Origin of the sequence: Breznakia blatticola, assembly GCF_004365815.1 — a bacterium.
In the GTDB taxonomy this organism is placed as follows: domain Bacteria; phylum Bacillota_I; class Bacilli_A; order Erysipelotrichales; family Erysipelotrichaceae; genus Breznakia; species Breznakia blatticola.
The window spans coordinates 1-25,448 of the sequence record NZ_SODD01000038.1 but is presented as its reverse complement, the minus strand read 5'-3'; the positions used below and the strand labels follow the sequence as shown (position 1 = coordinate 25,448).

Genomic DNA, 25,448 nt, shown 5'->3' with positions numbered 1-25,448 from the left:
CTCGAACACAGAAGTTAAGCACTTTAACGGCGACGATAGCTTGGCCTGCCCAAGTGAAAATAGCAAATCGCCAGTTGATTAGACATCCATTTCGGATGTCTTGTTTTGTGTTTATATAAAATTCATATGATATACTTAAAAAAAGGAGTTGGACTATGAGTATAGATTTTAAAAAGACAGAAAAGGAATTATATACACCACCCAAAAAACCAACCATCATTAATGTACCCAAAATGCAATTTATTGCAGTAAGAGGAAAAGGAGATCCTAATGATCCAAACGGTGAGTATAGTCAATGTTTGGAAGCCTTATATGGAATTGCTTACACTTTGAAAATGAGTTATATGAGTGACTATCAAATGGAAGGGTATTATAAGTATGTAGTTCCGCCATTAGAAGGATTATGGTGGCAAACAGGCATTAAGGGATTTGATTATACGCGTAAGGATTTATTTGAGTATATATCTATGATTCGTCTTCCTGATTTTATCAAAGAAGAAGATGTAGCTTGGGCAATCAAAACGGCATCCGAAAAGAAAGGTAAAGATTTTAGTAGGGTTGAGTTCTTTGTTTATGATGAAGGAATGTGTGTACAGTGTATGCATATTGGACCATACGATGATGAACCTAAGACAATTGCGAAAATGGAAGCCTATATGAAAGAACAGGGATACGAACTTGATATTAATGATATGCGTCATCATCATGAAATATATTTAGGAGATCCTCGAAAAGCAAAACCTGAAAACTTACGAACCGTAGTTCGTCACCCAATTAAGAAAGTATAATATTTCAAGTACACTCTAGAAGGTTAGACTGTACTTTTTTTCATTTATGGTATAATATAAGCCGTATGAAAGATTTAAAGAACGCAAAGATATTGGTTGGATTATCAGGTGGTGTAGATAGTGCTGTAGCAGCATACTTACTAAAAGAACAAGGATACGATATTACATGTGCATTTATGCGCAATTGGGATGCATATGCAAATAACGATATTGCAGGTAACCCTACGATTCAAAATGATATTTGTCCACAGGAAGAAGACTACAATGATGCAAAAAAAGTAGCAGATAAACTTGGTTTAGAACTACTACGTGTTGATTTTGTTGAAGAGTACTGGAATCAAGTATTTACATACTTTATTGATGAATACAAAAAAGGAAGAACGCCAAACCCTGATATCTTATGCAATAAATATATAAAATTTGATAGTTTTATGAAGTTTGCGAAAGCAAACGGTTTTGATTATGTCGCAACTGGACATTATGCTAGAGTCGTACATAACGATGATGAAAGTGTGATGTTAAGAGGGACAGATAGTAATAAAGATCAAACGTATTTCTTGTGTCAAGTTTCGCAAGATGCATTAGCAAAAGCATTATTTCCAATTGGTGATATAGATAAACCAAGAGTAAGAGAAATAGCTAAAGAACTGGATTTGAATGTAGCAACAAAGAAAGATTCTACAGGTATTTGCTTTATTGGAGAAAGAAACTTCAGAGAGTTTCTAACAAACTATATACCGGCAAAAAATGGTCGTATTATCGATATTGATACGGGAAACGATCTAGGTGAACATGTTGGTGTACTTTACTATACAATCGGACAAAGAAAAGGTTTAGGTATTGGTGGCGAAGGTGGACCATGGTTTGTTGTTGGAAAAGATGTGGAAACAAATGAACTTTATGTAGCCGCAAAAGAAGATAATCCATGGTTATTATCTACTTCATGTCGTGTAAGTGGTGTAAACTGGTTTTCACGTAAAAAGCGACCAGAGACATGTAAAGCAACTGCGAAATTTAGATATCGTCAAAAGGATAATGATGTAGAAATTAAAATCATTAGTGATGATGAAGTTATGGTATATTATCCGCAAGGAGTAGCAGCGGTTACTCCAGGACAAGAAGCTGTATTTTATGATGGAGAAATCTGTCTTGGTGGTGGTGTGATTGAAGAAGTGTACAACCACGAAAACAAGGATGTACATCAAGCAATCAAGGAGAAAGTAAATGAATTTAGAAAAGACAAATCAATTTAAAGAAAACCTACTATCAAATAAACGCATGCTTGGTTTACTTGCCTGGTATTTTATCGGATGGTTATTTCTTGTTCCAATCGTTGTTTTGATTATTTTGGAATTAACACATACAACAAGTGATGTGAATTTATTATTCTTCACGTATTTAATCGGTGTTATTGTTGCTATCAAACTGGCATTGCCGCTACTTAAAGGCGAAACGAAGTTTAATGCTGGAGAGGCATTTCGTACGATTTTAATTGGTATTGGATTACTTTACCTAGTTAACATTATCGTTGGAAATCTAATTAGCTTATTAACAGAGACAAATACGAGTTCGAATCAAGAAGGTGTACAAACGATGTTTAATCAAAATATGGTGTTGCAAGCAATTGCAACAGTCATTTTTGCACCAATTTTAGAAGAACTTGTATTTAGAGGCGTTATTTTTAGAGGCTTACGCAAGTATGGATTTATCTTTGCTGCAATTGTTTCTGGTGGAATGTTTGGATTAATGCATGTATTTAGTTCATTACTTGAAGGAAATTTAGCTGATTTTACATATATAATTTTGTACGCATTATTAGGTGTGATTTTCTCGAAAATGTATGAAGATACCCACTCAATCTATGTGCCAATTATTGGACACGCATTTTATAATGGATTGTCGGTTTTAGCAATGTTTATGTTAAGGTGATATATGGATGAAAACAAACTGAGTATTGAAGGTTACTTTGTTGCTATCATTTTTCAAAGTGACCACTATACAGTCGCAAAGTTTAAAACAAATGAAAAAAACGAAAAGCAGTTTACAATTACTGGATACTTTTCAGAAATCTTAGAAAACCAACTGTATCGACTGTATGGAGGATATAAAGAACATCCTCGTTATGGTCTTCAGTTTGCATGTGAGAGTTATGAAAAAGTGTTACCTAGTGATGAAGATGCGCTCATTCGTTTTTTTTCAAGTTCACTTTTCAGTGGGATTGGAAAAAAAGCTGCGCAAAAAATTGTTAGTGCACTTGGTGAAAAAGCAATTGATATCATTCGTGAAGATCCTCTAGTCTTACGTCAAATACCAAGTTTAACGCAAAAGCAGATTACTGCAATTGAAGAAGGGATTCATAATACGATGGATGATTCTGTTGTATTTTTAACACAGTTTGGTGTAAGTCAAAAAAATATCTTAAAAATCGAAAGTATTTATGATAAACAAGCCATTGATATTATTAAGAAAAATCCATATCGTTTGGTTTATGATGTTGATGGAATTGGATTTAAAACCGCTGATAAAATCGCAATGAAACTAGGATTTGAAACACACAATCCTGAACGGATTAAAGCAGCTATTGGTGCTCTAGTTATGCAACTATGTATGAATACAGGAAATACATATGTGCCACGAGTAGATGTTCAACGCCGTATTCAAAAAGAGTTTGGGTTTATTGAAGAAGAACAATTTGAAGAATACTTAAGTGATTTAGAATTTGAAAACCAAATTGTCGTTGAAGATGAAAATCTATACCATATTAGTCAATATGAAGCCGAAACAAATATTGCACATACATTGACGCATTTTCCTCAAGTAGAGTTTATAAAAAAAGCAGGAAAAGAAATCAAAGAACGAATTGATGTGCATGCCAAACAAATGCAGATTGTTTATAATGAAAAACAAATTGAAGCGATTGAAACAACCTTTGCATCTCCATTGTCGATTTTGACTGGAGGACCAGGAACTGGTAAGACGACAATTGTTAAAGCGATTATTGATATTTATAAAGAGATGTTCCCATATTCTACAATTGCGTTGTGTGCGCCAACAGGGCGTGCTGCTAAACGTTTAAAGGAACTTGCAGGAATTGATGCAATGACGATTCATTCGCTCTTAAAATGGGATTTAGAGAGTAATACGTTTGCCGTAGATGAGCATGATCCAATAGAAGCAGATTTTATTATTGTTGATGAGTTTTCAATGGTTGACAGTTGGCTGTTTCATAATTTGATCAAAGCAAGTGCAAAGGTATCACGTATTCTACTAATTGGAGATGAAGATCAGCTTCCATCTGTAGGACCTGGATTTGTACTTCGTGATTTATTATTATCTAAGTTGTGTCCAATTACACGTCTTGATCATATTTATCGTCAAAGTGAAGGTAGTGAAGTAATCGAACTTGCGCATGAAATAAAAGAGGGAATGATTACATCCATTCACGGAGAAAACGATGTAAAGATGTATCCTTGTGAGAACTATCAAGTAAAAGAACTTGTTGGTAAAATTGTACAAAGTGCATTGGATAAAAACTATGATGAAATGGATATTCAAATTCTTGCTCCTATGTATAATGGAGTGGCAGGAATTGATGCTATTAATAAAGCGATGCAAGCATTGTGTAATCCACGTAGTTATGAAAAAAACGAGCTACATTTTGGCTATCGTACCTTTAGAGAAAATGATAAGGTACTTCAACTTAAAAACCAACCTGATGAGTATGTCTTTAATGGAGATATCGGAAAGGTTATTGAGATTGTAACTGCTCAGGAAACCGTTGATCATCAAGCACGTATGATTGTTGATTTCGATGGGACGATTGTAGAATATACACCAGAGACATTTTCCAATCTAACACATGCATATTGTATTTCGATTCATAAAGCGCAAGGAAGTGAATATCCAATTGTCATTATGCCAATTGTAAAAGACTATAGTTATATGTTGCAACGACGTTTGATCTATACAGGAATTACACGTGCAAAACGTTCTTTAGTATTACTTGGAAGTGAAGAATACTTACAAAAAGGAGTATCACGACTGGATACACAAGATCGAAAAACAAGTTTATTAAAACGAATCAAAGAAGTTATTGATTGATACATATCGTGCTAGCCAAGTTTGGTTAGCATTTTTCTTTGAAATGAAGAAATATAGTAATGCGTATAGATGTATGCTATGATGAAATCGATAATAGTAAATGGGGGTGTATGTTTTATGAAAATCACAAAGAAGCGTGTACAAGCAGCTTTATTTTTGAGTTTACTACTTGCGGTATGTGTTTCATGTACAACATCGAGTACGAAACAAACTGTTTCCTTGTTTCATAAGAAGGAATTCGACGTTGGAGCGACTAGAGAGGGAGGCTCATCAATAACGATGGTGGATATGGAACATGAAACATACCAATTTGTTGATAAGCAAGAACCTGTACATGTACAACTGCAGTTTACAGTGGATACAAAAAAAGATCCAATCATTGAAAATGGGGTTTTGATTATTGATGGAAATGAAGCACTGGTGTATTCAATAAATGATGAAAAAATAAACGCACAGGATAAAAAGCAGTTTGAAGATATACTTGCTGATGTCGGAATTAGTGAAGATGAAGTTCTCGAACTCGTTTTAGAATTAGCAAATAGTTTTACATAATCAATGAATATCAAAAAGGTTTGCAGATGACTTTGCATTCCTTTTTTTACCTGTTGGTGATGTATACCTACCACTTAGTCTATATCGATTGTAAGAATGATTGTATTAAGATACACTACACTCGAAAAGAGGTAGTATTTATGAATGAAGTAAAACAATGGAAAAAGAATTTCTTTACACTTTGGTCAGGTCAAGCGATATCTTTACTAACAAGTGCAATTGTCCAGTATGCATTTATTTGGTATATCACAGATACAACAGGATCTGCAACTGCACTATCGATTGCCACGATGATTGCCTATTTGCCAATGGCTTTTTTAGGACCGTTTGCTGGTAGTTTTGTAGACCGCAACAATCGTAAAATTATTATGATGGTCGCAGATGGTATGATTGCCATAACAACATTATTTGCAATTGTCATCGCTTTTGGTGGTTCATTACCAACATGGATGATTTACATGGTGATCTTTGTACGATCATTAGGACAAACCTTTCACCAGCCATGTATCAATGCGGTAACGCCACTTATGGTGCCTTCAGATTATCTAGCAAAGGCAAATGGATATACCAATGCATTACAATCCATTTCATTTATCTTAAGTCCAGCAATTTCTGCTGCACTATATGCAATTGCTCCATTTTGGCTGATCCTATCATTGGATGTTGTAGGCGCAATTATTGGAATTGGAAGTGTTGCCTTAACACATATTCCGCGTTTATTAGATGAGGAAGAAAAACCATTGATGATATTCCAAGATACAAAAGAAGGTCTACAAACCTTAATGTCAAATAAAGGATTGTTTTATCTCGTGATTTTGGTTTCTGTATGTCAGATATTTATGATACCCATTGGAACATTCTTTCCTTTAATGAGTACCGAGTATTTTGGGAAAACGATTGGTCATGCAGGACTAGTTGAGACATTGTTTGCAGTAGGAATGTTAGTTGGTGGACTTGTCCTTGGTTTATGGGGAGGCACAAAGAATAAGATGATTACGATTTATGGTTCTGTTGCTTTATTTTCAATTGTTACGATATTACAAGGAATATTACCAACAAATGCATTTACTGTATTTGCAATCTTATCCATTGTGTTTGGCTTTTGTGGACCATTCTTCAATGCTACGTTTATGGCGTTGATGCAAGATAAGATCCAACCGGAGTATTTAGGCCGCGTAACAAGCGTTTCTATGTCTTTAATGACACTAGCTTCACCAATTGGACTTGCCTTAGCTGCGATGTATACTAACGGCTTTGGTGTACCTTCATGGTTTGTTTTAACTGGTGTGGTAAGTCTAGTTGTTGTCGGTTTTGGAATCTCTGTAAAAAGTGTTAGAAACCTTGATAAGCAAGTCTAAGTATGCTACAATTCAAACGTAAACGATGAAGAAGATGAGTACTTAGAAAGCTGTCTATATAGAGAGAAAGCGGTTGGTGAAAGCTTTTAGAAACAAGCTAGGGAAGCTACTTTGGAGTTTAAACGTACAATCTACGATACAGATAATTAAGGTGCATAGAGAAATCTATGAATCAGGATGGTACCGCGTATTCACGTTCCTGTTATTGGGAACGTTTTTTTATTGTAATGGAGGAAAAAAAGATGAAATATAGAAGTGGAAATGAAATACGACAATTGTTCTTGGATTATTTTGCAAAGAATGGACATATGATTGAACCAGGTGCATCATTAATCCCACATAACGATCCTACTTTGTTATGGATTAATGCTGGAGTTGCAGCATTAAAGAAATACTTTGATGGTAGTGAAACGCCAAAGAGTAACCGTATTGCAAATGCGCAAAAAAGTATTCGTACAAATGATATTGAAAATGTTGGTAAGACAGCACGTCACCATACATTCTTTGAAATGTTAGGAAACTTTTCAATTGGAGATTACTTTAAGAAAGAAGCAATTCACTTTGCTTGGGAATTTCTAACAAGTCCAGAATATATCGGTATGGAAAAAGAAAAAATGTATATTTCTGTATATACAGATGATACTGTTGCATATGACACATGGGTTAATGAAATTGGTGTGGATCCAAGTCATATTTTAAAAACAGATGGAAACTTCTGGGAAATTGGAGCTGGACCAAGTGGACCAGATAGTGAAATTTTCTATGATCGTGGAGAAGCATATGATCCAGAAAACATTGGTGAAAAACTGTTCTTTGAAGAATTAGAAAATGATCGTTATATCGAAGTATGGAATGTTGTATTCTCACAATACGATGCAAATCCAGCAGTTCCAAGAAGTGAATATAAAGAACTACCACAAAAGAACATTGATACAGGAATGGGACTTGAACGTCTAGTATCGATTGTTCAAGGTGGAGAAACAAACTTCGATACCGATTTATTTATGCCAATTATTAAAGAAGTAGAAAAAATTGCAAGTCATCCTTATGAAGGGGAATACAAGATGGCATATCGCGTAATTGCTGACCATATCCGTACAGTTGTGTTCGCTTTAAGTGATGGAGCAATGTTTGCAAATACAGGACGTGGATATGTGCTTCGTCGTGTGCTTCGTCGTGCGGTTCGTTATGGAATTAAACTTGGTTTAGATAAACCATTTATGTACGACTTAGTATCTATTGTTTCTGAAAATATGAAAGACTACTATCCATACTTAATGGATAAAATTAGTTTTAATGAAAATCTAATTAAGACAGAGGAAGAAACATTCCACAAGACATTAAACCACGGTGAAAAACTGTTAAATGAAGAACTAGAAAAAATGGATGGAAAAATCTTCTCTGGTGAAGTTGCATTCAAATTATACGATACGTATGGATTCCCATATGAACTTACACAAGAAATCTTAGAAGAAGAAGGTGTGAGCATCGATAAAGAAGGGTTTGATGCACAAATGAAAGCACAGAGAGATCGTGCGCGCAATGCGCGTGGTGAATCTGGTTCTATGACAAGTCAATCACCTGACTTAATGGCTTTTGATAAAGAAAGTACATTTGTTGGATACGATAACTTACAAGCAAAAGCGACAGTTATTGGTGTATTCAAAGATGGGAAGAAAGTTGATTCATTAACTGAAACAGGAGAAGTTATCTTTGATCAAACTCCTTTCTATGCAGAAAGTGGTGGACAAGTTGCAGATAAAGGAATCATGAACTATGATGGACAAGCATATGCAATTCTTGATGTAAAAAAAGCACCGCAAGGACAATTCTTACACACGGTGGAATTAGAAGATGTTACCTTACAAGTTGGTGATGTTGTAGAACTTGCAGTAGATGAGAAAACACGTGTCTTAACAACGCGTAATCACAGTGCAACACACTTATTACAAAGTGCACTAAAAAAAGTAATCGGTGATCATATTGGACAAGCTGGTTCATATGTAAGTGATGAATACTTGCGTTTTGACTTCACGCATTTTGAAAAAGTAAGTGATGAACAACTTCGTGAAGTAGAAGCTACAGTTAATGCATTTATTGAATTAGATAATGATGTAAATATTGAATACATGAATATTGAAGATGCAAAGAAAACAGGTGCAACAGCAATGTTCGATGAAAAATATGGAGATGAAGTTCGTATTGTAAGTATGGGTGATGTCTCTATGGAATTCTGTGGTGGATGTCATGTTGACCACACAGGAAGTATTGGTGTATTTAAAATTGTTTCTGAAGAATCCATTGGTTCGGGAGTTCGTCGAATGGTTGCTAAAACAGGTTATGCAGCATATGAAGAATTCAAAGAAAGTGAAACAACTTTAAAAACAATTGCAAGTAACTTAAAGATGAAAACCGTAGTTGGTGTTGAAGATAAAGTAAAAACACTACAAGATGAACTAAAAGACTTACAAAAACAATTAAGTGCACTTGAAGCAAAAGCAATGCAAAGCCAAGCAGATAACATGTTAAATGAAGCACAAGAAGTGAATGGATACAAAGTTCTTGTGAAAGCATTAAAAGGTGCTGATGGGTCTGCATTGAAAGATATGGCAAATACGATGAAAGATAAACTTGGGTCAGCTGTGGTATTCCTAGCTAGTTATGATGCGCACAAAGTTGTATTTGTTGCTGCTGCTAGCAAAGATGTAATTTCTAATGGAATTCACTGTGGAAATCTTGTAAAAGAAGCTGCACAAATTTGTGGCGGTAATGGAGGAGGGCGTCCAGATTTAGCCCAAGCAGGTGGAAAAGATGCCTCAAAAGTTGATGAAGCACTAGAATCTGTAAAGAAAACGCTTGGATTGTCGCATTAAACTTTCCAAGTGTCCATAAATATTGTAAAATGTACTTATCCGAATAAGGGGGTATTAATATGAAAGATACAACACAAACAATGGCATTTACTTCTGATGATTTTAAAAAAGATAACATCAAACATGCATTACGTTTGGTTCAAGAAGCATTAGAAGAGCGTGGTTATAATTCGGTTAACCAAATCTCTGGTTATTTAATCTCAAATGATCCAGCGTATATTTCTTCACACAAGAATGCACGTACGATTATTCAAGGTGCTGACCGCTATGAAATCATTGAGGAACTTGTACGTTTTTACTTAAGTGCAATTAAGAATGAAGAATAGTATGGAGAAAATACTAGGACTCGATTTAGGAAGTGTAACCTGTGGGGTTGCAGTTAGTGATTTTATGGGAATTATCGCCTCAGCAGTGAAGACGATTCGTTTTGCTGATGGTGATTATGATGATTGCTTAAACCAAGTGTTAGCAATCGCTAAAGAAATGTCAATCAAGACGATTGTCTTAGGGTTACCTAAGCATATGAATGGTGATGTTGGAATACGTGGTGAGATATCGATGGATTTCAAAGAACGTTTAGAAGATAATGGTATGAATGTTGTCCTATGGGATGAACGCCTAACGACTGTTTCTGCTGAACGTACCTTAATTCATGCAGATGTTTCACGTAAGAAACGTAAAAAGGTCATTGACCAACTTGCAGCGGTAACGATTTTGCAAGACTATTTGAATAGTAAAAACTAGGGCGGAAGCCCTTGTTTTGTTAGAGGAGAGCTAAGATGGAATCAAATACAATGTTTATCCAAGATGAAAATGGAAACGAAAAGGAAATGCGCATATTATTCACATTTGAAAACGGTGATAAAAAGTATGTCGTTTTTCAAGATATGCAACCTGTAGATGATGAACTTTTCGCTTCAGTATACGACGAAGAAGGAAGTTTACTACCAGTTGAAACAGATGAAGAGTGGGAAATGATTGAAGAAGTCATTTTAGCCTTCACGGAGGACACAGAAGGTGTCTAAGAAAGTAAAGTTAATTATTGTCAGTGTAGTTGCAGTTATCATCGTTTGCTGTATTGCAACTTTTGCCATGTATAAAATCAATCTTGAACCAGTGAGTAGTAAAAGTGAAGAAGTTCGCTTCCAAATCGTTGATGGTGATAACCAAAGTTCAATTATTGATCGACTAGCAAATGATGGCATCATAAAAAACGAAAGTTTTGCGAAGATATCTGCAAGATTAAACGGATATGATTCATTTGCTGTTGGACTGTATGTAATCGATAAAAGTTGGAGTACGCCAAAGATTTTAGATTATCTAACAAAATCTGAAAATATAAAAAATGATGAAGTCCTTATCACGTTTAGAGAAGGAATATGGGCAAAAGACATTGCAGCTGAATTAGAGAAGAAACTAGGCATAAATGCTGAAGATTTATTAGCATTGTGGAATAATGATGAATTCTTAAAAGAAGCGATGAAACATTACGAGTTTTTAACCGATGATATCTTTAATGAATCATATCGCGTAAAACTTGAAGGATACCTTTTTCCAGAAACGTATTATTTCAATAAAGAAGCAAGTTTAGAAGATATAACATATACATTTTTAAATCAATTCGATGTGGAATACCAAAAAATCAAAGCAGATGTTGAAGCTAGTGATTTAAGTATTCACGAGATTGTGACACTTGCAAGTGTTGTGCAATTTGAATCTTCGACAAAAGAAGATATGGAAAATGTAGCAGGTGTATTTTACAATCGTTTAAACATTGGTCAAAAACTAGAATCAAGTGTAACTGTATGTTATTCACTTTATGAATTTGACAGCTGGTTAGATTGCGAAAAACAGTACACAGTGGAATCGCCTTACAATACATATTTGTATGAAGGATTGCCAATTGGACCAATTTTAAATCCAGGAAAAGAAGCATTAGAAGCTACATTACATCCTGCAAGTCATGAGTATTATTATTTTATTGCTGATGTACAAGGGGATGGAAAAGTATATTATGCAAAAACATATGAAGAACATCTAGCAAACGTCGAAAAGTATTTGGACTATTAAACATAGAATCTTTATAAAAAACATGGTATAATACCAAAGCGAAATAGAAAAACTAAAGGAGTGACGAACTTGGAAAATCAAGAAAAAGTATTAGTAACCCAAACCGGTTATGAACAATTAAAAGATGAATTACACCATTTGGTGCATGAAGAACGTAATATCGTAATTCAAGAACTTCAAGAAGCTCGTGCCCAAGGGGATTTAAGTGAAAATGCGGATTATGATGCTGCACGTGATCACCAAGCAAGAGTAGAAGCTCGTATTACTGAACTTGAAGGAATGCTTGCAAACATCGAAATTATCGATGATACAAAAACAAAGAAAAAGACAGTTTCTTTAGGTTCAACAGTTACGATTTTGGATTTGGATTCAAATACAGAAGAAACATACACAATTGTAGGTTCTGTAGAAGCTGATCCATTTAGTGGAAAATTATCGAATGTTACACCACTTGCTGCTGCATTATTAGATAGTAAGGTAGGGGCAACAGTTACAGTAACAAATGTTGAAAATCCATACAAAGTAAAAATTCTTAGTTTATCATAATTAAAAAAGTCCAAATGAATGGACTTTTTTTATGCTATTACAAACTTTTTTGATAGTTTTTTTGCATTTTATCAGAGTGATAGCCATTTGCTTCATAAAATGCATGTGCTGCTTTTCTAAATTCACTAGAAACCAGTCGAATACGATGAATATCCATTGCAGTTGCTTTTGCTTCTAATGCGTGTAGTAGACAACTACCAATCCCTTTGTGTTGAGATGATGGATCAACTGCTATTGCAAGTACATTTAACATGGTTTCTGAATAAAGTGTTGTATATACTTCAGCATGTACATAGCCTAAACATGTATCCGTTAGATTATCCGTATATACGATTAAAATATGATGTTTTGTATCGGTAAGTACAGTATTAATAGCATTTTGTGTGAGTGTTAACGAGGCATCATAACCTAGAGCGAGAGAATTAATTGCCACAATACGTTTTGCATCGCTTATCTTGATATTTCGTAACATAAAAAACCTCCAATATATAGATAGTATATATAGAAAAAAAGACAGCCACAAGGGCTATCTTTGCTTATTTTTCGACAACTGGAATTATCGGCTCATGTTGTGGAGTTGGATCTTTCAACATTTTGATGATGTTGTATGTATGGTCACCCATACGTTCCAAGTTACTTAAGATATCCACAAAAATACTTGCAGCTAAATCCTGTCTACATTCATTAGATGACATACGTTTGAAGTGACGTTTACGTCCTTTTTCTTCAAGCATATCTAAATAATTTTCTTTATCTTGAATCTGTTGTGCAATACTTTCATCAGGTTCAAAGTAATATTGCATAGTCAATTCAATCATTTCAATTACGACATTACTCATAGCATTAATATCTTCTTTCGCATGATCTGAGAAATCTTGTTTTTCATCATAAACAAGGTCATAGAATCCAATTAGATTCATTGTAATATCTCCAATACGTTCGATGTTTTTAATGACTTGCAAGTTAGCAATTAATGCATCTGTATCATCTTGTGCTAATTCTTCATGTGATATTTGAATTAAGTATTCTGTAATTTTTGAATCCAATGTGTTTACAGCATCTTCATATTGCTGTGTTCCTTCACGATGTTTTCCTGATTTTGTATTGAAGAACGCTAAACTTTCTTTTAGTTTTTCTTGTACTAAATCACCCATTTTTAAAGTTGCGTTACGTGCAGAGTTAATTGCTGCAGCAGGAAGTGTTTGAATTAATAATGGATCAAGTCCAGATGTGTCAATTTCGATTTCTTTTTCATCACTTCCACGAATCACGCGTTTTACAATGTACACCATTTGCTTAATAAATGGATAGGCAAGTATCGTAACGGTTAAGTTAAAGATAATATGTGCAACGGCAATTTGCATCATTGGTGCTAAATCCAGTGCTTCTGCGATATTTTTAATTAATCCCGTAACTGGGTTTAAGAATATCATAAACAAAAGTGTACCAAAGACGTTGAACATAACATGAATTCCGGCGGTTCGTTTAGCTGGCACGCTTCCCCCAATTGAGGCAAAAACGGCAGTAATCGTTGTTCCGATATTACTTCCAAATACGAATGGCAAGGCAGCTGTTAATTCAATTGCACCTGATTCATAAAGTTTTTGGACAATCCCAATAACAGCACTACTTGATTGCACGACGGCAGTTAAAATCGTACCTGCAATCATACCAAGATATGGCTGTTTTGCCATTTGTGTAGCAAATGCATGGAATTGCTCGAATTCACCTAATAGTGATAGTTCATCACCCATTAGACGAAGTCCAAAGAAAAGTAAACCGAATCCAAGGCATATCTGTCCTGCATAAATGTGTTTCTTTCGTTTTGAGAATAATGTAATCAGTACCCCAACAAACACGAATATGAGAGACATCTTTTCAACTTTAAGTCCAATTAGAAAAGCAGTAATCGTTGTTCCGATGTTGGCACCCATAATGATACCGACAGCTTGTTCTAATTTCATAAGTCCTGCTCTTACAAATCCAATGGTAATAGCAGTTGTGGCACTACTGGATTGAATGACAGTCGTAATGATTGCACCGATGATAATACCTTTCCAAGGTTTGGATGTATATCGATCAATGTAATCACGTAGCTTGTCACCAGCAATGCTTTTTAAACCAGCACCCATGTACTCGATTCCAAATAGGAATAGGGCAAATCCTCCAAGGATATAGTCCCATTGAACCGTTGGTGTGCTTGTAGCTAAATGTAGCATAGTAGTCCTCCCACGAAATATGACTATTCTTATTTTAACAATTTCTTTAGCAAAAAAACACAAAAACTTTCGCTTTTCCCATAAGATTTTTCACAATGGTTGAAAAAGTGGATAAACAATGGCTTTTCTTGTATAATTGAAGACAGTAAATAGAAGCAAAGGAAGTGTATTATGAAGTTAATTTCATGGAATGTAAACGGTATTCGTGCCGCAATGAATAAAGGGTTTTATGAATTCTTTGAAGAAAGTAGCCCAGATGTATTATGTATTCAAGAAAGTAAGATGCAAGAAGGTCAAGCTGAAATACTTACAGATGGATACTATCAGTATTTTAATAGTGCAGAAAAGAAAGGATATTCAGGAACCATCACTTTTACCAAAACTAAACCACTGAGTGTAACGTATGGGATTGGTGACAAGGAACACGATAATGAAGGTCGTGTAATCACTTGTGAGTTCAATGAGTTCTATCTAATTAATGTATATACACCGAATTCAGGTGAAGGATTAAAACGTTTGGAATATCGTATGCAATGGGATAAAGCGTTTCTTGCATATGTTAAGGAATTAGAGAAAAGTAAACCAGTCATCATTTGTGGTGATTTAAATGTTGCGCATACGGAGATTGATTTGAAAAATCCAAAAACCAATCGTAAAAATGCTGGTTTTACTGATGAAGAAAGAAACTCATTTACGCATATCTTAGAAGATGGAAAATTGATTGATTCCTTCCGTTATTTCTATCCAGATCTAGAAGGGGCATATTCATGGTGGTCATATCGTTTTAATGCACGTGCAAATAATGCAGGATGGCGCATTGACTATTTTCTTGTATCTGAGAAATTAAAAGATAAACTTGTAGGAGCAAGTATCCTTAGTGACGTATATGGTAGTGACCACTGTCCAGTAACTTTGGATATTAAGGCAAACTAATGAAGTTTCCATATCATAAAACAAGTGCATGTATTTTTGATTTAGATGGAACCTTATTGGATTCCATGGGATTATGGCAAGATATTGATAAGGAGTATCTTGCAAGATTTAATATTCCATTTGATGATCAAATTAGTGAAGATATCAAAAGTATGACATTTAATGAAAGTGCGGATTATTTTTTAGAGCGATTTGAGTTGCCGAAAACAAAAGAAGAAATTATGGATGACTGGAATGAAATGGCAGAGGAGGCGTATCGTGATACAATTCCAACCAAACCAGGAGTTCATGCATTTCTAGCGGATTTAGAAGCACACAACATCAAGATGTGTATAGCAACTTCATGTACAAAGGAACACGCTTTATTAGCGCTAGATCGCCTTGGAATACTTAAATATTTTGATTTCTTATTAACATGTAAAGATGTTGGAAAAAACAAGGAGTTTCCTGATGTCTTTTTAGCTTGTGCTAAAAAGTTAGATGTACCCATTGAAAAAACTATGGTGTTTGAAGATTTACTAGTCGCATTACAAGTGGCTAAAAAAGAAGGATTTCAAACGTGCGCTGTAGAAGATATACTGACAGTGCATCAAAATAAAGAAGTTAAAGCAGTGGCGGATATTTTTATTCGTGATTTTACAGAATTTGAAAGGTAACAGATATGATTGCATTTATTAGAGGTAAGGTTTTTCGATATACAAGTGATTACGCAATTGTGGATTGCAATGGGGTAGGTTATAAAATATTCATGCCAAATCCAACAACATTGAATCTTCAACAAGAAGTACTAATCTATACATACGAGCACATCCGTGAAGATGCGCAAATTCTATTTGGTTTTTGTTCACTGGAGGAACAAGAATTATTTGAACGTTTAATTTCCGTGAAAGGAATTGGTCCTAAAATTGCGATTAATGCATTAGCAGCTGGAGGTATTTCTACCATTGTTGAAGCTATTGAATCTGGAAATATGGCGTATTTAAAAAGCTTACCAGGTATTGGAAACAAGGCAGCTAGTCAAATCGTTCTTGATCTAAAAGGAAAACTTGTAGAAGCAAATGATGATGTTAAAGACAATGATGAACTCTTAGATGCGATTGATGCACTAAAAAGTTTAGGATATAAGCCAAAAGAAGTGAATATGATAGTGAAGGAACTTCGTAAATCAAGTGCAACAACAGTTGATGCTTATATTAAGGAAGCACTTAGCATCATGGCAAAACAAAAAGGAGTATAACGTATGGAAGATAGAATTGTTAGTGGTGATATCATGAATAGTGATGATGATAGTAGTTTACGTCCATCCTCACTTGATGAATATATTGGACAGCATGATTTAAAAGAGAATCTAAAAATCTTTATTCAAGCTGCAAAGCAAAGAAATGAAGCACTAGATCATGTTTTGCTATATGGTCCTCCAGGTCTTGGAAAGACAACATTGTCTTACATTCTAGCAAATGAGATGGGAACAAATATCAAAACTGCAAGTGGACCAACCATCGAAAAAAGTGGAGACCTTGCTGCTATTCTTTCGCAACTAGAACCTGGTGATGTACTATTTATCGATGAAATTCATCGCCTAAGTAAAGTGGTTGAAGAAATCTTGTATCCAGCAATGGAAGATTATTGTTTAGATATCGTTGTTGGTAAGGACAGTAGTGTACGTAGTATTCGTTTGGATTTACCACCTTTTACACTAGTAGGAGCAACCACTCGTGCAGGGGATTTAAGTGCACCTTTACGTGATCGATTTGGGATTGTCAATCAACTAGCATACTATAAACAAGAAGAGTTAGAAAAAATTGTGCGTCGTACTGCGCGTGTCATGGAAACTCAAATTCATGAAGATGCAATAACTGAAATTGCGATGCGCTCACGTGGAACTCCAAGAATTGCGAATCGTTTGTTTCGTCGAGTGCGCGACTTTGCTCAAGTGATGAATGATGGTGTGATTTCTTTAGAAATTGCAACTATGGCTTTGGATCGTTTGAAAGTTGATCATATGGGATTGGATGATGTTGACCATAAGTACTTACGCGGAATTATTGAGCGTTTTAAAGGTGGTCCGGTTGGACTTGAGGCAATCGCAAGTAGTATTGGGGAAGAGCCAACGACGCTTGAAGATGTCTATGAACCATATTTACTTCAAATTGGTTTTATTACCCGAACACCACGAGGACGAATGGTCTCTAATAAAGCATATGAACACTTAAAAATACATCATGATGATGGACTGTTTTAAAACCGGTGATTACATCGGTTTTTTATTTTATCAGGAAGAAAGAATCCTTTCATTTTGTATTATGCAAATCGATTGATTAATGGTAAAATACTTAAGTGCTACACACGTATTAACACATACGTTACACTTTTATGCATGTGTGTTATTTGTTATACTATATAGCATAAGAGATTTGGAAAGGATATAACATATGGACTTTGAAATACATATTGACCAATTTGATGGCCCACTTGATTTAATGCTCCACCTAGTGAAAGAAAATCAACTAGATCTTTTTGATTTGGATATGAATATCCTAGCCGATCAATACCTTGCATACATCAATGCATTTGAATCACTAAAACTAGAAGTTGCAAGCGAATATTTAAGTGAACTTGCAGGTTTATTAGAATATAAAAGCAAGCGTTTATTACCACGTGAAAAAGTAGAAATCGCAGAAGAATATGAAGAAGATCAACGTGATAAATTAGTAAAACGTTTATTGGAATACGAGAAGTTTAAAAAGGCAAGTGAGACATTTGAAAAACACTATGAAAGTCGTCAAAAGATGATGGAACGTCCACTTTCTCAAGAAGCTGAAAAGTATATGAAACAAGTAACTATTGAGGACTACAAAGGAAGTCCTTATGACTTAATTAAAGCGATGAATCGAGTAATTCGTAGATTTGAGTTAAGTCAACCACTAGAAACCCAAATGACCATTCAAGAAATGAGTAGCGAAGAAAGAAGTGAACAACTTCGCAGTCGTTTAAAACATGTACAAGGGAAAATATCATTTGAAAAGTTATGTGATGATTGTACATCTTTGCATATGGTTGTTGTTTCGTTTTTAGCAATATTGGATTTAATCAAAAATCAAGAAATTCAATATAGTGTAGATAAAGATGACCAAATTTGGTTAATTACAGGAGTTTAAGATGCAAGATATTATAGAAGGATTACTGTTTCTAGCAGGAGATGAAGGCTTAAGTGACCAACAACTGTTAGAAACATTAGAAATAAAGCAAAATGAATTGGAGTCCTATATGGACAGCTTAATGGATGAATACTTACAAAATCAACATGGTGTAGAGTTGGTACACTTTGGTGGACGCTATAAATTTGTAAGTAAAGAACATGTCTATGAATATGCTGCAAAACTATTCTCATCAAATAAAATGGCAACTTTATCAAGTGCAGCATTAGAAACGCTTGCTATTATTGCTTATAAGCAACCAATTACTCGAAGTGAAATTGAAGAGATTCGTGGGGTTGGTGCAGATATGATGATTCGAAAATTATTAGCACGTGGTTTGATAAAAGAATGTGGACGCTCAGATGCACCGGGTAGACCATTCCTTTATGAAGTGACGGAAGAATTTATGGATTCATTCCAATTGCAAAGTTTAAAAGAATTGCCAGAATTGGAAGATCACAAAGTAGTAGTTCAAGAAGAACTATTCGATAATAGGTAGAAAATGGAACGTATACAAAAAGTAATCGCGGCTAGTGGAGTCGCAAGTCGTCGTAAAGCAGAAGAAATGATTAAACAAGGTCGTGTCAAAGTAAACGGTGTTGTCCTTAAAGAGATGGGATATATCGTAAAACGTGGCGATGCGATTCAAGTTGATGGAAAAAGTATTACCAAAGAAAACAAAGTATATTATGTAATGAATAAACCAAAGAAAACGATGTGTACAAATAGTGACGAATTTGATCGTCCAACGGTGTTTTCATTGGTAGATAGCAATGAACGTCTATTTAGTGTAGGACGTTTGGATTATGATACAAGCGGAGTTTTGATTCTAACAAATGATGGAAATTTTGCCAATACACTCGCTCACCCAAGATATCATTTACCAAAGACGTATAATCTTACATTAAATGGTATTTTAACACCACCACAATTGATGGAATTAAAAAGTGGGATTGTTTTAGATGATGGACATAAAACATTACCTGCAAAGTATAAAGTGACAGAAAAAGATCACAAGAAAAATCAAATGTCTTTGGACTTAACAATCGTGGAAGGGCGAAATCGTCAAATTAAGCGTATGATTGAACACTTTGGGTATCATGTAACACGTTTACATCGTAAACAACTTGGAAATCTTAAAGTCGATGATTTACGTCAAGGAGAATATCGTATTTTAAAACCATACGAAGTCAAAAAGTTAAAACAAATGGCAACGGAAGGTTCAAAAACATAATTGTCAAACAATAGACATAATCGCTTGTATTGCAAACGAAGGAAAAGGAAAGAGCATGTTAAAAAATAAAGAGTTATTCAATCTTGAACAACAAATGGATTGGTTGGAAAATAAACTAAAATATCAGCGCTTGCAAAAGTGTGATTTACATCAAGGACAACCGGAGATTCTTGCATATATCTATTTACATGAAAATTGTAAGCAACTAGATATTGCAAAGTATCTAGGGATTTCACGTGCAACTGTAGGTGTATCCATTCGTCGTTTGGCAAAACAAGGGTTAGTCGAAGTTCATGCACATGAAAATGATGCAAGAGCAACGAGTTTAACAATTACAAAACAAGGAACTAAACAACTTGTTCAATCTGACATGATTCTTGATGAATTTATCACAAAGAAATATAACAATTTCACCGATGAAGAAATGGACGCCTATATTCATCTGACAAAGAAAATTGTGAATAATTTAAAGCGCGTATATAAAGAAGACGAAAGGTAGAGTCTACCTTTTTTCGCATATTAGGAGAGTATAATGCAACAGTATTTTATTAAAGAAAATCTTAAAGTAAATGATTTGGTGAATTTTACTTCAGAGCAACAAAAACATATCAAACAAGTACTGCGCATGAAAGAAGGTAGTGTAATAAAAGTTGTTGATGCAAGTGAAACTGGCTTTTTAGCAACTATAAGCTACCAACAAAATCAAGTATTTGCACGTATTATAGAACCCACGAAAAGTAATAAAGAACGCATTAAAGTAACTTTGATTCAAGGTATGATCAAAGGAGAGCGTTGGGATATGTGTATTCAAAAAGCATGTGAATTTGGTGTGCATCAGATTATTCCTTTAATTTCTAACAGAACTATTGTAAAATTGCATGATAAAGTAGAAAAGAAATTGGAACGTTACAACAAGATAGCACTTGAAGCATGTGAACAGTGTAAACGTGATCACTTAGTAGAAGTAACAGCACCAATCTCAATGAAACAATTACATGAATATAAAAGTGAATTAAACCTATTTGCATATGAAGATGCAGATAGTATCAGTCAAAATATCAAGGATATCTTACTAGCAAACAAAGAAGTACAATCTGTAACGATTGTCATTGGTAGTGAAGGTGGTTTTGATAAACAAGAGTGTGAAAATGCACAAGCACAAGGATATGAGATGATTTCGTTAGGTAAACGAATTTATCGTGCAGAAACAGCTGCAATGGCTGCGATTAACACCACACTTGTCGTATTGGATTAGGAGTATTGCATGGACAAATTATTTGAAGTATTACATAAAGCATATGATAAGAATTTCTATAAGCAAAAAGAAGTAAAAGCAAAAAAAGAAGAAATGGAACAACTTTTTAAGAAGTGGAAGATTCCTTATACATTTCATGATGCTTATGATTACTTTCACAATGAAATTATTGCTAAGGGAATTGAGAATAAACAAGCATTTGAAAATTGCCATAGCGAGACACGAGTAAAAATGGTCGATTTTTACTCAACATTAAATTATGATGAGAAACGACGTTTAATGAATCGTGAAGTGGAATTAATTGAACCAAATTTACCAAAACGAGTTGTTGATGGAATTTCTATTTATGTACCATTTTTTGATAAACGAATGAATGAGATTTATCATAATGAGATGGTTCTTTATGATATCAAGAAATATGGATATTATAAGGAACGATTTGAAAATGCAATGCATGATATTTCAATGTATGGAAACGTATTTTATGATGAAGATTTCTGCAGTGCAAAAAAAGTATATGAAGAAGCAAATATGTTTGCTTTGTATGATGCAAAATTACGTTGTTTGTATTTTATTAAAGATCAAAAACTTGTCCAACATATCAGTTTTCCTATAGATGTAGATATCGCTACATTGATGAAATTAAGTCATGTTTATTTTCATAATTCAACTGAGGTGTTTGTGAATGCATTAATGGACGAACAATTGATTTTACCAAAGGAAAAGAAGAAACTAATAGGGATGTTACGGAAAGGAATCTCATGAAACGATTTGCGATAGCAACACTTGGATGTAAAGTGAATCTTTACGAAAGTGAAAGTTATGTAGAACAACTGCAACAACTTGGATATCAAGAAGTTGATTTCAAAGAAGTTGCAGATATTTATATTATTAATACGTGTGCTGTGACCAATACAGCATCGCAAAAATCAAGACAAAAAATCAACCAAGCAAAGACAAGAAATGCAAATGCATTTATTTGTGTGGTTGGCTGTTATGTTCAAAGTGATGCACAAGCGCAACAATTAGATGTTGATTTGCTTGTTGGTAGTAATAATAAAGATCAACTAGCAACCGTAATTGATCAAACATTTACAAAACAAGAAAAAGCAAATATTGTGGAAACCTATGATGATTTACAGACATTTGAAACATTACACGTGCAACAATTTCATGAAAAGACACGTGCGTTTTTAAAAATCCAAGATGGCTGTAATCAATTTTGTAGCTATTGTATTATTCCATATGCAAGAGGAAAAGAACGTTCTATTGAGTTACCACAGGCAATCAAACAAGCAAAACAACTGGTAGCAAGTGGACATAAGGAAATTGTATTAACAGGAATTCATACAGGTCGTTATGGTGATGGCAATACGCAAAACCTTGTTTCTTTATTAAAAGAGATGGTGAAAATTGATGGCTTGTTGCGGATCCGTATTTCATCAATTGAAATGAATGAAATAACAGATGAGATGTTACAACTTATGGCAAGTGAGGATAAAATTGCAAAGCATTTACACATTCCCATTCAATCAGGAAGTGATACAATCTTACAAGCGATGAATCGACCATATCGTATCGATGCATTTAAAGAAAAAGTAAAACAGATTCGTAAGATCATGCCTACAATATCTATAAGCAGTGATATGATTATGGGCTTTCCTGGAGAAAGTGAAAAGGATGTAGCAACAACCGTAGAGACTGTACGTGATGTAAATTTCTCATTTTTGCATGTATTTCCATTCTCAAAACGTGATGGAACAAAAGCAGAAACATTGAAAAATCACTTACCAAAAACCATAAAAAAAGAGCGATGTGCTTTATTGAGTAAACAAAGTAAGCAACAATATGCAACGTATCTTGATAGTTTTATCAATCAAGAACTTGCAGTTTTATTTGAATATGAAAAAGACGGTTATGCTTATGGACATAGTAGTGAGTATATCCAAGTCAAAGTGAAAGCAGACAAGCAACTTGTCAACCAAATGGTTGTCGTAAAAGCGACAGGTCGTGATGGTGATATACTTGTCGCAAAATAAGGAGAGTCAAATGAAATTATCTGAGATATTTAAAGATGCACCGGATATAGAAGTTAGTGGACTATACACAGATTCACGAAGTGTAAAAGAAAACGGAATGTTTTTTTGCCTAGATGGAATTATGACAAACGGACATAAGTTCATTAAACAAGCAGTAAAGAAGGGTGCGAAAACAATTGTACACAGTGAAGATATCAAGACATTTTTAGATGATGTTGTATATATTAAGGTTGAAAATGTTGATACTGCACTAAATCAAGTAATCAACAAATTCTATCATTATCCTAGTGAAGAACTAAAAGTGTTTGGGGTTACAGGAACCAATGGGAAAAGCACAGTCACTAATATCATCAAAGATATTTATGATCATTTTGCCCCATGTGGATATATTGGTACGATTTCAATTGAGTATAAAAACGTAAAAATGCAACCAAATCTGACTACACCAGATGCCATCTTTTTAAATCGTACATTACGCGATATGGTAGATGATGGTGTAAAGGCAGTAGCGCTTGAAGTAAGTAGTCATGGCTTGGAACAACACCGTGTAGATGCAATTGATTTTGATATTGCTGTATTTACGAATTTTACATATGATCATTTAGACTTCCATGGGACAATAGAAAACTATTTTCATGCCAAAAGCAAACTTTTCAGTAATTTAAAAGAAGATGGAATTAGTGTACTAAATGTTGATGATCCAAAATATACAGAACTAGCAAATGTATGCCATGGTAAAGTTGTTACATATGGAATTCATCATGAATGTGATTACCTTGCAAAAAACTTGCACTTATCAATGAAGGAATCTTCATTTACCTTGGTACATAAAGATAAAGTCTATCCAGTAACAACCAACTTAGTTGCTGAATACAACATCTACAACTTATTAGCTGCGATTGCTGCTATTGTTGAAAGTGGAATTGAAATTGAGGAAGTGCTTAAATATGTTGGTACCATTGATCAAATCGAGGGTCGTTTAGAGATTATCGATGAGGGACAACCATTTAATGTAATTGTTGATTTTGCACATACACCAGATGGTTTAGAGAAGATATTCCAATTTGCGACTTCTATTACACCTGAAGATTCATCAATCATTGCAGTTTTTGGAAGTGCGGGTCGTAGAGATGTGGATAAGCGAAAAGTGTTTGGAGAAGTTGCAAGTAAATTTTGCGATACAATCATTTTGACAGAAGATGATCCACGTGATGAAGATCCACGTGAAATTGCAAACCAAATCAAATCGGGGATCCAAGGTGATGCACGTAGTATTTATATCGAAGATCGTTATGGTGCAATTCGCCAAGCAATCGAACAAGCAAATCCTAATGATACCGTTCTTGTATTAGGAAAAGGTGATGAAGTATTTATGTATCGTGAAGAAGGTCGCTCACCATGGGTTGGTGATCATAATGCAGCACGTGAAATTATTCGTCGTTACTATTTAGGAAGTAGCATTAGTTAAATGATTGAAATAAAAAATATCGATCTGATAGATAATAATACGAGAATTTCCAACTTGTTGGATGCACAAAGAAGTGAACACTTCTTTATAGAAGTGCAAAATCAATCCTTTTCATACGCACTTTATGAAGATGGGGTGTATCAAGGTGGTATTACTGGAAATATTCATGCAAAGGAACTACATATTTCTTTGTTGGCACTACATGCAACTTCAAAAGGCAAAGGGTATGGTCAAAAATTGATACAAGTAGTAGAAGACTTTGCTTTACATAACGACTGTCATACGCTTACTGTTACCACACAATCCTTTCAAGCAAAACCATTTTATGAGAAACAAGGGTTTCAAGTTTTTGGACAGCTAGAAGATGTACCATTTGCAGGAACCACACGATATTATTTAGTAAAACGTCTAAAAAATCAAAAAAACAAGTAATTATAATTGAAAACATTTGCATTTTTTGCGCGTATTGTATATAATTAGCCTAGTAATTCAGAAGGGAGGGTTGAGACCCATGCCAAAAGTTATCGTAAAAGAAAACGAACAGCTTGATGACGCTTTACGTCGTTTTAAACGTCAAGTATCAAGAAACGGTACCCTTGCTGAAGCACGTAAACGTGAGTTCTATGTAAAACCGGGAGTTCGTCGTAAATTGAAATCTGAAGCAGCTCGTAAAGCTCGCCGCGGAAAATAATTTCAAAGTGAAACACATCGAAAGGTGTGTTTTTTTGTGTGACGGGCAGTCATGCATATAGTCCTCAAACTGCAATGGAAATTGGCAAAGTAAAAAGTAGAACTAGTCAAAAGTTGAAGGAGAG

The 25,448-nt window shown here is 34.6% G+C and carries 28 protein-coding genes and 1 other annotated feature; of the genes, 26 read left to right on the top strand and 2 right to left on the bottom strand.

What is annotated here, in order from left to right; translation table 11 throughout:
* Window positions 1-155: 155 nt before the first annotated feature.
* The 12 genes from EDD63_RS09180 (at window position 156) to greA (ending at window position 12,288) form a co-directional block, all read left to right on the top strand.
* Window positions 156-788, top strand: coding sequence for a GyrI-like domain-containing protein (locus EDD63_RS09180; protein ID WP_134170700.1), 633 nt, complete (start codon window positions 156-158; stop codon window positions 786-788).
* Between the two features lie 65 nt (window positions 789-853).
* A complete protein-coding gene (gene mnmA, locus EDD63_RS09175) occupies window positions 854-2,041 on the top strand; it encodes a tRNA 2-thiouridine(34) synthase MnmA (RefSeq protein WP_134170698.1) in 1,188 nt (395 codons plus the stop codon).
* A complete protein-coding gene (locus EDD63_RS09170) occupies window positions 2,013-2,717 on the top strand; it encodes a CPBP family intramembrane glutamic endopeptidase (RefSeq protein WP_134170696.1) in 705 nt (234 codons plus the stop codon). Before mnmA ends, EDD63_RS09170 begins: the two co-directional genes overlap by 29 nt.
* Before the next feature lie 3 nt (window positions 2,718-2,720).
* Window positions 2,721-4,889, top strand: a complete 2,169-nt coding sequence (recD2, locus tag EDD63_RS09165) for an SF1B family DNA helicase RecD2 (protein ID WP_134170694.1) — start codon at window positions 2,721-2,723, stop codon at window positions 4,887-4,889.
* A 117-nt stretch (window positions 4,890-5,006) separates the two neighbouring features.
* Window positions 5,007-5,441 carry a hypothetical protein gene (locus EDD63_RS09160; protein WP_134170692.1) on the top strand — a complete coding sequence of 145 codons (435 nt, stop codon included), beginning with the start codon at window positions 5,007-5,009 and terminating at the stop codon, window positions 5,439-5,441.
* Window positions 5,442-5,581: 140 nt separating this feature from the next.
* Window positions 5,582-6,799: an MFS transporter gene (locus EDD63_RS09155; RefSeq protein ID WP_166667603.1), complete on the top strand. Its 1,218-nt coding sequence runs from the start codon at window positions 5,582-5,584 to the stop codon at window positions 6,797-6,799.
* A gap of 16 nt (window positions 6,800-6,815) precedes the next feature.
* Window positions 6,816-7,003, top strand: a binding site (T-box leader).
* Between the two features lie 38 nt (window positions 7,004-7,041).
* Window positions 7,042-9,672, top strand: coding sequence for an alanine--tRNA ligase (alaS, locus tag EDD63_RS09150; protein ID WP_134170688.1), 2,631 nt, complete (start codon window positions 7,042-7,044; stop codon window positions 9,670-9,672).
* A gap of 59 nt (window positions 9,673-9,731) precedes the next feature.
* Window positions 9,732-9,998, top strand: coding sequence for an IreB family regulatory phosphoprotein (locus tag EDD63_RS09145; protein WP_134170687.1), 267 nt, complete (start codon window positions 9,732-9,734; stop codon window positions 9,996-9,998).
* A 1-nt stretch (window position 9,999) separates the two neighbouring features.
* Window positions 10,000-10,416, top strand: a complete 417-nt coding sequence (gene ruvX, locus EDD63_RS09140) for a Holliday junction resolvase RuvX (protein ID WP_134170685.1) — start codon at window positions 10,000-10,002, stop codon at window positions 10,414-10,416.
* Between the two features lie 35 nt (window positions 10,417-10,451).
* Window positions 10,452-10,697, top strand: coding sequence for a DUF1292 domain-containing protein (locus tag EDD63_RS09135; protein ID WP_134170683.1), 246 nt, complete (start codon window positions 10,452-10,454; stop codon window positions 10,695-10,697).
* Window positions 10,690-11,742 (top strand): endolytic transglycosylase MltG, encoded by a 1,053-nt coding sequence (gene mltG / locus EDD63_RS09130; RefSeq protein WP_134170681.1) that lies wholly within the window; start codon window positions 10,690-10,692, stop codon window positions 11,740-11,742. Before EDD63_RS09135 ends, mltG begins: the two co-directional genes overlap by 8 nt.
* Window positions 11,743-11,811: 69 nt before the next feature.
* Entirely contained in the window at window positions 11,812-12,288 is a 477-nt protein-coding gene (gene greA / locus EDD63_RS09125; RefSeq protein WP_134170679.1) for a transcription elongation factor GreA, read from the top strand.
* 37 nt (window positions 12,289-12,325) lie between these two features.
* Here greA and EDD63_RS09120 read toward each other — a convergent pair whose 3' ends face one another.
* Both EDD63_RS09120 and EDD63_RS09115 read right to left on the bottom strand, forming a co-directional pair.
* On the bottom strand, window positions 12,326-12,760 hold the full coding sequence (locus EDD63_RS09120) for a GNAT family N-acetyltransferase (RefSeq protein ID WP_134170678.1): 435 nt from the start codon (window positions 12,758-12,760) through the stop codon (window positions 12,326-12,328).
* Window positions 12,761-12,824: 64 nt separating this feature from the next.
* Window positions 12,825-14,507, bottom strand: coding sequence for a Na/Pi cotransporter family protein (locus EDD63_RS09115; RefSeq protein ID WP_134170676.1), 1,683 nt, complete (start codon window positions 14,505-14,507; stop codon window positions 12,825-12,827).
* A gap of 171 nt (window positions 14,508-14,678) precedes the next feature.
* On the opposite strand from EDD63_RS09115, the gene EDD63_RS09110 reads away from it, so the two are divergent.
* The 14 genes from EDD63_RS09110 to rpsU all read left to right on the top strand — a co-directional run bounded on the left by EDD63_RS09110 (window position 14,679) and on the right by rpsU (window position 25,324).
* A complete protein-coding gene (locus tag EDD63_RS09110; RefSeq protein WP_134170674.1) occupies window positions 14,679-15,440 on the top strand; it encodes an exodeoxyribonuclease III in 762 nt (253 codons plus the stop codon).
* Window positions 15,440-16,096 carry an HAD family hydrolase gene (locus EDD63_RS09105; protein ID WP_134170672.1) on the top strand — a complete coding sequence of 219 codons (657 nt, stop codon included), beginning with the start codon at window positions 15,440-15,442 and terminating at the stop codon, window positions 16,094-16,096. The genes EDD63_RS09110 and EDD63_RS09105 overlap by 1 nt, the downstream gene beginning before the upstream one ends.
* A 5-nt stretch (window positions 16,097-16,101) precedes the next feature.
* Entirely contained in the window at window positions 16,102-16,677 is a 576-nt protein-coding gene (ruvA, locus tag EDD63_RS09100; RefSeq protein WP_134170670.1) for a Holliday junction branch migration protein RuvA, read from the top strand.
* Window positions 16,678-16,680: 3 nt separating this feature from the next.
* On the top strand, window positions 16,681-17,682 hold the full coding sequence (gene ruvB, locus EDD63_RS09095) for a Holliday junction branch migration DNA helicase RuvB (protein ID WP_134170669.1): 1,002 nt from the start codon (window positions 16,681-16,683) through the stop codon (window positions 17,680-17,682).
* A gap of 190 nt (window positions 17,683-17,872) precedes the next feature.
* Complete coding sequence (locus EDD63_RS09090; protein WP_134170667.1) at window positions 17,873-18,598, top strand: segregation and condensation protein A; 726 nt, start codon at window positions 17,873-17,875, stop codon at window positions 18,596-18,598.
* A gap of 1 nt (window position 18,599) precedes the next feature.
* A complete protein-coding gene (gene scpB / locus EDD63_RS09085; protein WP_134170665.1) occupies window positions 18,600-19,136 on the top strand; it encodes an SMC-Scp complex subunit ScpB in 537 nt (178 codons plus the stop codon).
* Between the two features lie 3 nt (window positions 19,137-19,139).
* Window positions 19,140-19,871 (top strand): pseudouridine synthase, encoded by a 732-nt coding sequence (locus tag EDD63_RS09080; RefSeq protein WP_134170663.1) that lies wholly within the window; start codon window positions 19,140-19,142, stop codon window positions 19,869-19,871.
* Window positions 19,872-19,926: 55 nt separating this feature from the next.
* The gene (locus EDD63_RS09075) at window positions 19,927-20,370 is read left to right on the top strand and encodes a MarR family winged helix-turn-helix transcriptional regulator (RefSeq protein ID WP_134170662.1); all 444 of its coding nucleotides are present in this window, start codon (window positions 19,927-19,929) and stop codon (window positions 20,368-20,370) included.
* 33 nt (window positions 20,371-20,403) lie between these two features.
* Window positions 20,404-21,126 carry an RsmE family RNA methyltransferase gene (locus EDD63_RS09070; protein WP_134170660.1) on the top strand — a complete coding sequence of 241 codons (723 nt, stop codon included), beginning with the start codon at window positions 20,404-20,406 and terminating at the stop codon, window positions 21,124-21,126.
* Window positions 21,127-21,135: 9 nt separating this feature from the next.
* Window positions 21,136-21,891 (top strand): hypothetical protein, encoded by a 756-nt coding sequence (locus EDD63_RS09065; protein ID WP_134170658.1) that lies wholly within the window; start codon window positions 21,136-21,138, stop codon window positions 21,889-21,891.
* Window positions 21,888-23,165, top strand: coding sequence for a tRNA (N(6)-L-threonylcarbamoyladenosine(37)-C(2))-methylthiotransferase MtaB (gene mtaB, locus EDD63_RS09060; protein ID WP_134170656.1), 1,278 nt, complete (start codon window positions 21,888-21,890; stop codon window positions 23,163-23,165). Before EDD63_RS09065 ends, mtaB begins: the two co-directional genes overlap by 4 nt.
* 10 nt (window positions 23,166-23,175) lie before the next feature.
* The gene (locus EDD63_RS09055) at window positions 23,176-24,633 is read left to right on the top strand and encodes a UDP-N-acetylmuramoyl-L-alanyl-D-glutamate--2,6-diaminopimelate ligase (RefSeq protein WP_134170654.1); all 1,458 of its coding nucleotides are present in this window, start codon (window positions 23,176-23,178) and stop codon (window positions 24,631-24,633) included.
* Window positions 24,634-25,065, top strand: a complete 432-nt coding sequence (locus EDD63_RS09050; protein ID WP_134170652.1) for a GNAT family N-acetyltransferase — start codon at window positions 24,634-24,636, stop codon at window positions 25,063-25,065.
* A 79-nt stretch (window positions 25,066-25,144) separates the two neighbouring features.
* Window positions 25,145-25,324, top strand: a complete 180-nt coding sequence (rpsU, locus tag EDD63_RS09045) for a 30S ribosomal protein S21 (RefSeq protein ID WP_067423774.1) — start codon at window positions 25,145-25,147, stop codon at window positions 25,322-25,324.
* Window positions 25,325-25,448 lie beyond the last annotated feature (124 nt).